This window comes from Hydrogenophaga sp. NFH-34, assembly GCF_021401345.1.
In the GTDB taxonomy this organism is placed as follows: Bacteria; Pseudomonadota; Gammaproteobacteria; order Burkholderiales; family Burkholderiaceae_C; genus Hydrogenophaga; species Hydrogenophaga electricum.
In genome coordinates, this window is sequence record NZ_JACBGE010000005.1 from 59,852 (window position 1) to 71,282 (window position 11,431).

At 66.3% G+C, this 11,431-nt stretch carries 13 protein-coding genes; 7 read left to right on the plus strand and 6 right to left on the minus strand.

Annotated elements, in window-relative coordinates; all coding sequences use genetic code 11:
- Positions 1–37 precede the first annotated feature (37 nt).
- The 3 genes from L0977_RS06155 (at position 38) to L0977_RS06165 (ending at position 1,311) form a co-directional block, all read left to right on the plus strand.
- A complete protein-coding gene (locus tag L0977_RS06155; protein ID WP_234263973.1) occupies positions 38–403 on the plus strand; it encodes a signal peptide prediction in 366 nt (121 codons plus the stop codon).
- A gap of 97 nt (positions 404–500) precedes the next feature.
- Positions 501–665, plus strand: coding sequence for a hypothetical protein (locus L0977_RS06160; protein ID WP_234263974.1), 165 nt, complete (start codon positions 501–503; stop codon positions 663–665).
- A 220-nt stretch (positions 666–885) separates the two neighbouring features.
- Positions 886–1,311, plus strand: coding sequence for a hypothetical protein (locus L0977_RS06165; RefSeq protein ID WP_326491055.1), 426 nt, complete (start codon positions 886–888; stop codon positions 1,309–1,311).
- Here the strand turns inward: L0977_RS06165 and L0977_RS06170 are convergent.
- From L0977_RS06170 to L0977_RS06185, 4 genes are read right to left on the minus strand one after another with little or no spacing between them, the layout of a single operon-like run.
- Complete coding sequence (locus tag L0977_RS06170) at positions 1,306–2,286, minus strand: alpha/beta hydrolase (RefSeq protein ID WP_234263976.1); 981 nt, start codon at positions 2,284–2,286, stop codon at positions 1,306–1,308. The genes L0977_RS06165 and L0977_RS06170 overlap by 6 nt on opposite strands.
- Positions 2,283–3,734, minus strand: a complete 1,452-nt coding sequence (locus tag L0977_RS06175; RefSeq protein ID WP_234263977.1) for a TRAP transporter large permease — start codon at positions 3,732–3,734, stop codon at positions 2,283–2,285. The genes L0977_RS06170 and L0977_RS06175 overlap by 4 nt, the downstream gene beginning before the upstream one ends.
- Positions 3,629–4,138 carry a TRAP transporter small permease gene (locus tag L0977_RS06180; protein WP_234263978.1) on the minus strand — a complete coding sequence of 170 codons (510 nt, stop codon included), beginning with the start codon at positions 4,136–4,138 and terminating at the stop codon, positions 3,629–3,631. Before L0977_RS06180 ends, L0977_RS06175 begins: the two co-directional genes overlap by 106 nt.
- Complete coding sequence (locus L0977_RS06185; protein WP_234263979.1) at positions 4,138–5,169, minus strand: TRAP transporter substrate-binding protein; 1,032 nt, start codon at positions 5,167–5,169, stop codon at positions 4,138–4,140. The genes L0977_RS06180 and L0977_RS06185 overlap by 1 nt, the downstream gene beginning before the upstream one ends.
- Before the next feature lie 74 nt (positions 5,170–5,243).
- On the opposite strand from L0977_RS06185, the gene L0977_RS06190 reads away from it, so the two are divergent.
- The 4 genes from L0977_RS06190 (at position 5,244) to L0977_RS25415 (ending at position 8,218) form a co-directional block, all read left to right on the plus strand.
- Positions 5,244–5,714 carry a MarR family winged helix-turn-helix transcriptional regulator gene (locus tag L0977_RS06190; protein ID WP_234263980.1) on the plus strand — a complete coding sequence of 157 codons (471 nt, stop codon included), beginning with the start codon at positions 5,244–5,246 and terminating at the stop codon, positions 5,712–5,714.
- Between the two features lie 101 nt (positions 5,715–5,815).
- Positions 5,816–7,132 (plus strand): glycerate kinase type-2 family protein, encoded by a 1,317-nt coding sequence (locus L0977_RS06195; RefSeq protein ID WP_234263981.1) that lies wholly within the window; start codon positions 5,816–5,818, stop codon positions 7,130–7,132.
- Positions 7,133–7,360: 228 nt separating this feature from the next.
- Positions 7,361–7,975 carry a TetR/AcrR family transcriptional regulator gene (locus L0977_RS06200; protein ID WP_234263982.1) on the plus strand — a complete coding sequence of 205 codons (615 nt, stop codon included), beginning with the start codon at positions 7,361–7,363 and terminating at the stop codon, positions 7,973–7,975.
- A gap of 120 nt (positions 7,976–8,095) precedes the next feature.
- Positions 8,096–8,218, plus strand: a complete 123-nt coding sequence (locus L0977_RS25415; protein WP_267966351.1) for a hypothetical protein — start codon at positions 8,096–8,098, stop codon at positions 8,216–8,218.
- Positions 8,219–8,346: 128 nt separating this feature from the next.
- On the opposite strand, the gene L0977_RS06205 is transcribed toward L0977_RS25415, so the two are convergent.
- Together L0977_RS06205 and L0977_RS06210 are read right to left on the minus strand one after the other, a co-directional pair.
- A complete protein-coding gene (locus L0977_RS06205; protein ID WP_234263983.1) occupies positions 8,347–9,516 on the minus strand; it encodes an ABC transporter substrate-binding protein in 1,170 nt (389 codons plus the stop codon).
- 53 nt (positions 9,517–9,569) lie between these two features.
- Positions 9,570–11,426, minus strand: coding sequence for an AMP-dependent synthetase/ligase (locus tag L0977_RS06210; RefSeq protein WP_234263984.1), 1,857 nt, complete (start codon positions 11,424–11,426; stop codon positions 9,570–9,572).
- Between the last annotated feature and the right edge of the window lie 5 nt (positions 11,427–11,431).

The following is an 11,431-nucleotide window of genomic DNA, read 5'->3' on the forward strand; positions in this document are numbered from 1 at the left end:
ACGCCGCCGCACCGCCGCTGCCACCCTGCAGCGCTGGGTGCGGCGCGCCTGGGCCGCGCCCAACACGCTCATCGGCCTGGCGTTCGGGCTGCTGCTCATGCCCGCAGGCGCGCGCCTGCGGCGCGTGGGCGGCGTGCTCGAAATCACCGCCCTGCGCCGCCCGCCGCGGCACCGCTGGCCCTTCGCGGCCATCACCTTCGGCCATGTCGTCATCGCCACCCACGACCACGCCATGCGACAACTGCGCGCCCACGAACGCGTGCACGTGCGCCAGTGCGAACGCTGGGGCCCGCTGTTCCTGCCCGCCTACCTGCTGGCCGGCGCCTGGCAATGGCTGCGCGGCCGCGAAGCCTACCGCGACAACCCGTTCGAGGTGGAAGCCCGGCGACTGGGCGGTGGCTGAAAAGGGCCCATTGCCCCCGATTGGACCAGCCGCCACGCCCCGTTGATGTACGCTGGTGGCCACGCCCCCCGCGCGCCGACAAAGACCTGCCCGCAGCATGAAAAAGCTCAACGCCGAATGGCACCAGCAACACCCGATGCCCGCCAAGCCCACCACGGAGCAGCGGCTTCAGTGGCACTGGGAGCACGCACAGCACTGCGCCTGCCGCCCCATTCCGCCTGCGCTGCTGGAATTGCTGAAACAGCGCGGGCTGGTTCCCTGATTCGGCAACCGCGCTGCGGACGCATGCATCGGTTGTGGTGCTTGGGCGTGGTGGGTTCTGGTAGGACTGCATGCGACATGCTCAGTCCGGCAGCACAGTCCGCGGGGTTTCCCAGGACGCCTCAGAGCTGTCGGCTCACTCTGAAAAAGAAGGGCGCTCTGGAAACTGAGCGACGAGGTCTGCTGAGCGGCGGTTGCACACTTCCGACGCGCACGCATCCGTGGGCGGCTCCCGGCCAGGAGCGGTCTTCGCCTATCTGTTAAAGCAGTCGCGCAGCGTCCCCTGCACCACAGAGTTGGGCCTCGCGTTACCAATACGATGGCCTCTTGTCGGTTCGGTATGTATTGGTGCCACGAAACTGCACCCCATGGCCAAGGTGGCGCTCAAGACCTTGGGTGTGACCACTGGCGAAGACCTCGCACGCATCATCACTGCAGTGGGACTGGCGCAAGACTTCTCGGCCATGAAGGCCCTGGCCACCACCGGCATCCAGAAAGGCCATATGGCCCTGCACGCGCAGAAAGTGGCCATGATGGCCGGCGCGGTGGGCGACGAGGTCGATCACGTGGCCCAGGTGCTGGTGGCCAGCGGCACGGTGCGCATCGATGTGGCGGAGGCGGAGCTCGGCCGCCTGCGCGGGTCATGAACCGCGGCGGAGGAACTGGAGCACCGCCGAATGCAGGCGCGGAGCATTGCGCTCGGCCTGCATGAAATGCCCGGCGTCGGGAATCGTGACCCAGGTCTTGTCGTGCGTGCCCAGGCGGGCGTGGATCTGAGCCGCGTCGGCTTCGGTCGCGGTCAGGTCATGGGCCCCCCGCACCAGCAGGCAGGGCATCTGGATCGACTCCGGGCGGTACAGCGAGCGCCCATTGAAGACCTCGAACAATTCGTGCAGGGTGCCGTTCGGCGAACGGAAGGCCCCGACCGCGGCGGCCATTGGATCCGCGGCGACCTCGGCATCGAACATGGCGCGCACTACGGCGGGATCGCGGCGGCGTTCGAAATCGCCGTTAGGAACCTCCGGGTCCCACCGGTCCAGGATGTCGTTCAGTGAGGTCCACCGGTAGCCACCGAGGTCGTCCCGCAGCCGTCCGGGGTCGGCTGCGGTGGCCAGGGCCTGCTGCCAGGACGGATTCCGGGCACCAAACAGCGGTGACATCAGGATCAATTGCCTGACGATGTCCGGATGCTGGATGGCAAATCGCGCCGTGGTCAGGCTGCCCCAGGAACTGCCGGCCAGCGTGATGTGATCCTGCCCGGTGTGGCGCAGCACGAACGCCGCCGCCACGCCGATGTCGCGCAGCGCGTCCTCGCCGGTGCACAGGAGCGGGCATGACTGTGGAGGCGCCGACATCGACACCGGCCGCTCCGACCGGCCGTAGCCGCCCAGGTCCAGTGCGAAAGACCACCAGCCTGCGTCCGCCCCCGCCTCCAGCAGCGAGTAGCCAGAAATGGGCAGGTCATAGAACACGGAGCCGACGGTGGCGCCATGGATGTAGAGCACCGCGCCGCGCGGCGTGGAAGAAGGTCGCCGTTCACGAAGGGACAACGAGCCTTCGCCAATGCGGTGAAAGACGGTGGCGGTGCCGGTGGCGTCGATGGGGTGGGCCAGACGGCTCATTTCAGGAGTCCTGGAAGAAAGGTGATGATCTGGGGGGCGGCGGTCATGATGGTCATGCCGCACACGACGGTGGCCACGATCGGCCAGCTCGCGGCGAACACCTGCTGGATGTTCAGGTGCTCGGGTGCCGCGGCCCGCAGCGCGAACAGCGTGTAGCCGAAGGGCGGCGTCAGGGAGGCCAGCGTCATGTTGATCGAGAACTGGGTCCAGAACCAGATGGGATCAAAGCCCATCGCCGCCACGATCGGGGCATAAAGCGGGATCGCCAGCAGCATGAAGGCGAACTGGTCGATGAACATGCAGAGGACGAAGGGGATCAGCATGAGGAGGAAGAACATCACCAGCGGATGCACGGTGAGGTCCGTGACGGCCTGAACGAGGTCCGTGGTCGCGCCGGTGAAGGCCAGCAACTGGCCGAACAGCACAGCCGTCGACACGATGATCAGGATCATCCCGCTGATGCGCACGGAGCTGGCAATCGCGTCGCGCAGCATCCGCAGGTCCAGCTTGCGGTAGCAGGCCGCCGCGAGCAGGGCGCCCACCACGCCGGTGGCGGCGGATTCCGAGGGCGTGGCGATGCCCAGCAGCATGAGGCCCATGACCGACGCGATGATCAAGGTGAATGGCAGCAGGCTCACGGTCGCGCGCAGCACGTCGGCCAGGCGCGGCCTCGGCCCCGCCTCCTCCACCGGTGCCAGGGTCGGGTCGCGCGCGATGCGCCAGTACACGTAGACCACGAACAGGCCGGCCAGCATCAGGCCGGGCAATATGCCGGCGATCAGCAGGTCTGAAATCGACACGTTGGCCAGCGAGCCAATGACGACCGCCAGCAGGCTTGGGGGGATGATGGGCGCGAGCGACGCGCCGCCCTGGATCACCGAGGCCGACAGCTGCGGGTCGTAGCCGCGGCGCACCATGGTGGGCAGCACGGAGCGCCCCAGCATGGCCACGACCGCCACGGCCGAACCGCACAGTGCGCCGAAGATGGTCGACAGGATCACCGTGAACACATAGAGGCGCCCGCGGATGCGGCCGATCATCTGGTTGACGGCATCGAAGACGACTTCGACCGCACCGGACCGAAAGAGGATTTCTCCCATCAGGACGAACAGAGGAATCGTCGTCATGTTCAGCGAGGTGAGCGAGTCCACCACGCTGTTGACGAGCAGGCCCACGCCGCTGTTGCCGAAGAAGTACCAGATGCCGATGCCGTTGAGCAGGAGAAATCCCAGGTAGATCGGCACACCGGTGAGCAATACGATCACCAGGATGAGCAGGCCTCCTGAGAGGGCGGATGCGGGTTCCATCGCGTTGTTTCTTTCGATGAGGACGTTCAGCGGGGTCAGTGCGGGGAGGAGGGCGCCGAAGGGCTGGGCACGCCCACCGCCAGCCACACCAGGTGCAGCGCCGCGTCGGCAAATCCGCAGGCGACGACGGCCGTGATCCACCACTTCGGAATGGCCAGGGCGGAGACGGTCTCCAGGCCTTGGCGCGCCTGGTCCACGGTCACACCGATGAAGACCGCCGTGAGCGCGAGCAGGCAGGCCGCGGCGCCTGCGTGGATCCAGCGCTGCAACACGGCTTGGTGCCGCGGAGTGAGCCGCTCCACGAGGGAGGTGATGGCCACGTGCCCCCGGTTGCGCGTGATGTCGGGCAACGCCAGCGCGACGGAGGCACACAGCGCGTACTGCGCGGTCTCCGATGCCCAGAGCGTCGGTGCGCTGAACACGTAGCGACAGACCACCTCGACGAGGTATGCGCTGGCCAGTGTCACCAGCGCCAGGCACGAGAGGCTGAAGGACGCCGACGTCCAGCGGTCGTGCCAGCGCCTGAGCGGGTGAAGCACCTGCATCAGCGGGCCAGGCCGGCGGCTTTCACCAGGGACCGCATCTGGTCGGCTACAGCGCCGTTCTTGGCTTTGGCCAATTCCCAGAGGCCATCCGCCCACCACGCCTCCAGTTGCGGAACATCTGCCGCGTCGAAGCGGGTTTCCTGCATGCCGCGTTTTTTCAGCTCCACCAGCTCCTCCTGAATCAACTGGTCGAACCGCGCGATGGTTTCCGTCTCCAGTTGCACTGCCTGCGCGGTCAGCACTTCCTGATGCGCCTTGGGCAGCGCGTTCCAGGCCTTGAGGTTCATGAGCAGAAAGGTGTTGCCCGAGCCGAACATGGGACGCATCACGTACTTCGCCACCTCGTACCATTTGAAGTCCACGATGCCGGTCGACCCCCACGCGGCCGCGTCGATCACGCCCTTTTCCAGCGCGCTGTAGACGTCACCCGCCCCGAGCACGACCGGTGAGCCACCCAGGGCTCGGATCATCGGGTGGTAGGAGACCGTGCCGCGAACCTTCATGCCCCGCAGGCCCTGGGCGCCCTTGATCGGCTGCTTGCTGACATATTGGTAGCCCTGCGTCCCCGTGGCCGCAATGGCGATGACCTTCAGGCCGAACTGGCGGTAGTGGGCGTCGACGAAGTCCAGCAGGCCGCTGCTGCGGCGCAGGGCCGGGTCCGGTGCCACCGCATCCATGGCCAGGCCCACGGCGGTGGTACCCGAATGGTAGGCCGCGTGCGTGAACAGCATGTCGAATGCGCCGGCCGCCACAGGCTGGAACTGGTCGGTGAAGGGCACCACCTCCGGGCCACTCAGGCGCATGCCCAACTGGCCACCGGAGGCCTTCTGCACCCGGTCCATGTAGACGTTGATGATGTCGCGGCTGAACGGGATGTTGGGGGCATAGCCCGACAACAGCTTCAAGGATCGGGTCTGCGCGCTGGCCGCGCCATGCAGGCCGGGGAGGGCCACGCCCGCCGTGACCAGGGCACCGGCGCCCAGCAGGCGGCGACGCGCCTCGGAGGTGACTTTCACTTGGGATGCTGTCATGATATGTCTCCAATTTAAGTTCTGCGAAGAACCAATGTAGTTCTTTAAAGAACTAATGTCAATACTGATGCACCATGACTGAACTCAGCATTTCCATACTTTCCCATTGCGCGGTGAACACGGTGTTCCGGCTGAACTACCTCTCGAACTTCTTCTTGGAGCCGATCTACAGCGAGATGATGCGCGACGTGGGCATGGCCCGCTCGGAGTTCGTGGTGGTGTTCACCCTGAAGCAATTGGGAACCCTGACGGCGCAGGACATCTGCGACATCACGGGCAGGCCCAAGAACAGCATCAGCCAGGCCGTGACCAAGCTGGATGCGCGCAAGCTGATCCGCAAGGGCGTGGATGAATCGGATGCCCGGCGCACCTTGCTGAGCCTCACCGCGGCAGGCCTGGCAATGTACGAGCGCGTGATCAAGCCTTTCGAGCGCCGCGAAGAGGCCATGCTGTCGGTGCTCACCGCGAAGGAGCGGGCCCAGTTTTCGGCCCTGCTGGGCAAGCTGACCATGCGCGACGATGGCTGGGCGACGGGCACGCGCTAGCCAGAAAGTGGCGCCAAGGCCGTGCGCGCCATTGTGCCGACAATGTCAGGCATCTCAACGTTCTTGCCCGCACCGCACCCCGGTGCCATCTCCCCCCGCCCATGACGAAACCCGATCTGCACGACAACCCCACCGCCTTGCTGCGCCACCTGTACGAGGTCGCCGTGCAGCGCGCACTGCCCCTGCACAACACCGCGGCCTACCTGCCTTCGCCGCCCAAAGGGCGCACCCTGGTGCTCGGTGCGGGTAAGGCCGGTGGCGCGATGGCCCAGGCCGTTGAAGCCCTGTGGCCGCAGGACGCACCGCTTTCCGGGCTGGTGGTCACGCGCTACCACCACATCCCGCCCCGCCCCGAAGGGCTGCCTGCGCGCATCGAGGTGGTGGAGGCCGCGCACCCGGTGCCCGATGCCGCCGGGCTCGATGCCGCCCGGCGCATCCTGCAACTCACCGAAGGGCTCACCGCGGACGATCTGGTGCTGTGCCTGATCTCGGGCGGCGGCTCTTCGCTGCTCACGCTGCCGTGCGAGGGGCTGACGCTGGAAGACAAGCAACGCATCAACCGCCAACTGCTCGAAAGCGGTGCCAACATCCTGGAGATGAACACGGTGCGCAAGCACCTCTCGGCCATCAAGGGTGGGCGCCTCGCCGCAGCCTGCGCGCCGGCCCAGGTGGTCACGCTCACCATCAGCGATGTGCCCGGTGACGAGGTGAGCGTGATCGCCAGCGGCCCCACCGTGCCCGACGCGACCACCTGCGCCGATGCCCTGGCCATCCTGCGGCGCTACGGCATTGAAGTGCCTGCGGCCATGCTTGCCCAACTGGAGAGTGGCGCGCTGGAAACACCCAAACCGGGCGATGCCTTGTTTGATGGCCACCGGGTCGAGCTGATCGCCACACCGCAGCAAAGCCTGGAAGCCGCTGCCGAGGCGGCCCGTGCGCTGGGCCTGCAGGTGCACGTGCTGAGCGACGAGATCGAAGGCGAATCGCGCGAGGTGGGCAAGGTGCACGCGGCGCTGGCCCGCTCGACCGCGAATGGGCGCAGCACCTTTACCAAGCCCTGTGTGATCCTCAGCGGCGGAGAAACGACGGTGACGGTGCGGCCGCGCGCCGAGGGCCAGCCCAAGGGGCGGGGTGGGCGTGCGGGCGAGTTCTGCCTAGGCCTGGCACAGGCGCTCGACGGACAGGCCGGCGTGTGGGCGCTGGCCGCCGACACCGATGGCATCGACGGCGTGGAAGACAACGCGGGCGCCATCGTCACGCCCGACACCCTGAGCCGTGCGCAGGAGCGTGGTCTGAAAGTGGCGGACCACCTGGCCCGCAACGACGCCTACGGCTTCTTCGAAGCGCTGGGCGATCTGGTCATCACCGGGCCAACGCACACCAACGTCAACGATTTCCGGGCTGTGCTGGTGAAGTAAAGGTGCACCCCCTGCGCCGCTTTGCAGCTTCCCCCTCTGTTGCGCGCCTTCGGCACTTCGAGGGGGGCGGCACCTGTGGCCTGGCCAAACCAGTTCCACGGCGCCCCTGGACTGGACTTCACCTCGTTGGCCTTCAGGGGTGGTGGGACGGCGCTGGCTTGACTTTATTAACCATTCTGTGAACTATGGCCGCATAGTGCCACCACGATCCCTGCCGGCGAAGAGCGTTTGCGCGACGCAGACCGCTCCCAGAACGCCATCCTGCTTGCGGCCCGCGGCGAGTTCGCCGAGCACGGACTCGGCGGTGCGCGCATGGACCGCATCGCCGAGCGGGCCGGGTTGAACAAGCGGCTGATCTACTACTATTTTTCGGACAAGGAGAGCCTGTTCCAGGCGGTGCTGGAGCAGGCCTACCGGCACATCTGGGAGAAGGAGCAAGAGCTCAATTTGCTGGAGCTTCAGCCCAAAACCGCCGTCCGCAGGCTGGTGGAATTCACCTGGACCTACTACCTCGAAAACCCCGAGTTTCTCACCCTGCTCAACAGCGCCAGCCTGCACCGCGCGCGGCATCTGGAGCAGTCCGAGCAGGCGCGCCAGCTCAACTCCCCGCTGATCGCCATGCTGGGCGAAGTGCTCGTGCGCGGCCGCGCGGCGGGGCGCTTTCGGGGCGGGGTCGATCCGGTGCAGCTGTACGTGTCGATCGCGGGCCTGTCGCACTTCTATCTCTCGAACAACTCCACGCTCTCGACCATCTTCGGGCGCGACCTCATGACGCCCAAGGCGCATGCCGAGCGGCTTTCGCACATGTGCGATGTGATCCTAGGGTATGTCCTGAGAGGCTGAGTCCGGGCGGCCGTTGACGCTGCCAGGGGCTCTCCTCATTATTCACTTTTCAGTTAATTAATACAGGAGACATCGCATGCAAAGCCCGTTTCGCGTCGTGCCGCTCTGGTCGCGGCTCTGTTGTCCGTCGCTGCCGGTGGCGCCATGGCGCAGTGGAAGCCTGATCGCCCGATCACCCTCATCGTGCCCTGGGCGCCTGGCGGCTCTACCGATCAGGTCACGCGCGTGACCGCGGCCGGATGACTGCTACGGGTCGAAAGCCCCCCTCCCCACCCAGAAAAAAGCCGCACGCGCACAGCGCGGCGGCCGAAGCGCCGGGCCTGCCTGGGCAGGTCCGGCGAACCTGGGTGACAGCAGGAATAGGGTCTGGTTCAGTTCTTCACGTAGTCGGACACCACTTTCCAGCGGCCGTCCTGGATCTGCGACAGGCGCGAGGCGTTGCTGCCCAGGCGCTTGGTGGCCGAGAAGGTCTGCTCGGCGCCGCCGAAGATGTCGGGCGGCACGGTCATGCTGTCCATCGCCTTGATGAAGCTGTCGGTGCTGAGGTTGGCACCTGCCTTGCTGGCGGCCTTGATGAAGATGTCCACCGCGTTGTAGCCGTAGACCGAGAAGACGGTCGGGTCTTCGTTGAACTTGGTCTTGTACTTGTTGGCCCAGAAGCGGATGGGTTGCGAGGCCTCGTCCAGGTACGGGTGTTGCACCGTCATGGTGGCGTACAGGCCGTTCATGGGCGCACCGCCGAGTTTGTGGATGAGGTCGGTGTAGGCCGCGCTGGAGCCGATGAAGGTGGGGTTGAAGCCCAGGCGGCGGGCGGTGGCGATGGCGCCGATGGTCTCGCGGATGATGGTGCCGAGCACGACGAAGTCGCACTGTGCCGAAGCCAGCTTCTGCACCTGCGAGGCGAAGTCGGTGGCGCCGCGCTTGTAGGTGGTGACTTCGCCCATCTGCATGCCGGCGGCCTTCAGGCCGTCTTCGGCGCCGCGGAAGACTTCCAGGCCGAATTCGTCGTCCTGGTACAGCGCGCACACCTTCTTGGCGCCTTTTTCCTTGGCCAGCTTGGGCACGGCGTCCTTCATCTGGTCGTAGTAGGTGGCGGCGAAGGAGTACTTGAGCTTGTGCAGCGGTTCGTACATTTCGCGTGCGGCGGTCACCGGGAAGAAGTTGATCACGTTCTTCTGGAACTGCACGGGCATGGCGGCCATGTTCTGGGCGGTGCCGATGTGGCCGACCATGGCGAAGATCTTGTCCTGGTTGACGAGTTTCTGCGCCGCCAGCACAGCCTTGCGCGGGTCGTAGCCCGAGTCTTCCACCTGCAGCTTGAGCTTGCGGCCGTTGACGCCGCCCTGCTCGTTGGCTTCATCCACGCGCAGCATCATGCCCAGGCGCACCTGCTTGCCGAAGCCGGCCAGCGGGCCCGAAAGGTCCTGGATCGAGCCGATGGTGATCTCGGTCTTGCTCACGCCCTGGGACTGCGCCATCGCCGCTCCGGCGGACAGCGCCAGCGCCAGCGCGGCGGCGGTCAGGGTAAGTCGGGCTTTCATCATGATGATGTGTCTCCTTGGAGGGATCGGGAAGGGAACCGGGCCGCCGCGCCTCAGCCGTACATGGCCTCGATCTGCGGCGCGTATTTCTGCTGCACGAGCTTGCGCTTGAGCTTCATGGTGGGGGTGAGCTCTTCGTCCTCGGCGGTGAGCTGGGTGTCGAGCAGCCAGAAGGTCTTGATCTGTTCGACGCGGGCGAACTTCTTGTTGGTGGCGTCGATCACGCCCTGGATGAGCTGCTGCACTTCCGGCGCGCGCGTGAGGCTGGCGTAGTTGGAGAAGGGCACGTCGTTGTCCTGCGCGTATTTCTCCACGTTCTCCTGGTCGATCATGATGATCACGGTGAGGTAGGGGCGCTTGTCGCCGATGACCACGGCGTCGGTGATGTAGGGCGAGAACTTGAGTTCGTTCTCGATCTCGCTGGGCGTGATGTTCTTGCCGCCCGCCGTGATGATGATGTCTTTCATCCGGTCGGTGATGCGGAAAAACCCTTCGTCGTCGACCACGCCCACGTCGCCGGTATGCACCCAGCCGTCGGCGTCGATGGTTTCGGCGGTTTTTTCGGGCAGGTTGAGGTAGCCCATGAAGATGTTGGGGCCACGCACCAGGATCTCGCTGGTCTGCGGGTCCAGCCGCACTTCGTTGTACTGCGCGGCCGGGCCGATGCTGCCGGGCTTGATGCGCTGCACCGGCACGCCGGTGGACGCCCCGCAGGTCTCGGTCATGCCCCAGACCTCCAGCATGGGCACGCCCAGCGCCAGGTACCAGCGCACGAGTTCGGGCGAAATGGGTGCGGCGCCGGTCACGAGGAAGCGGCTGCGGTGGATGCCGATGAGCTTGCGCACGTTGTCGAGCACCAGCAGGCGCGCGGCGCGGAACTGGAGCCTGAGGCCCGCCGGCACCGCCTCGCCCTTGAGCACGTGGTCGGCCACGCGCTGGCCCACACCGATGGCCCAGGCGTAGGCGGCCTGCTGCACGGCGCCGGCCTCCTTGAGCGCGATCATCACGCCGGAATAGAACTTCTCCCACACGCGCGGCACCGCGGTGAACACCGTGGGCGCAATCTCGCGCACGTTTTCCGGCACGGTCTCGGGGTTTTCGACGAAGTTGAGCTTGGCGCCGGTGTAGAGCGAAAAATACTCACCGCCCATGCGTTCGGCGATGTGGCACAGCGGCAGAAAACACATGCATTCGTCGCTGTCGAAGCGCGGCAGGATGGCGTTGTAGCCGCGTGCCGTGTAGACCAGCCCGCGGTGGCTGTGCATGGCGCCCTTGGGCTTGCCGGTGGTGCCCGAGGTGTAGACGAGGATCGCCAGGTCGTCGGGCTGCACCGCCGCCACGCGCTCGCTCAGCGCCTGCGGGTGGGCCCGGTGGTGCTCGCGGCCACGGGCGCGCAGCGCATCGAGGCTGATGACCATGGGGTCGTCGAAGTCGCGCAGGCCGTCCATGTCGAAGACGATGATGTGGCGCAGCAGCGGCAGTTGATCGCGCACGGCCAGCGCCTTGTCGAGCTGTTCGTCGTCTTCCACGAACAGCACCGTGGTGCGCGAGTCCTGGCAGAGGTAGTGCACCTGCTCGGCGGCGTCGGTGGGGTAGATGCCGTTGGAGACGCCGTGGGCGCTGAGCACGGCCAGGTCGCTCAGCACCCATTCGATGTTGGTGTTCGACAGGATGGAGGCGGTCTCGCGGCTGCCGAAGCCCAGGGCCAGCAGGCCGTGGCCGATCTCGCGCACCGCGTCGCCAACCTGCGTCCAGCGCCAACTGCGCCAGATGCCATAGTCTTTCTGGCGCAGCCACACGTCGGGGCCGCGCCGTTCGACCGCGTTCCAGAACATCGCGGCCAGGTTGTCGCCGTCGAGCACGCTCTCGGTCTGCGGCTGGATGTGGGCCAGGTCCCAGAGGTAGCTCATAACAG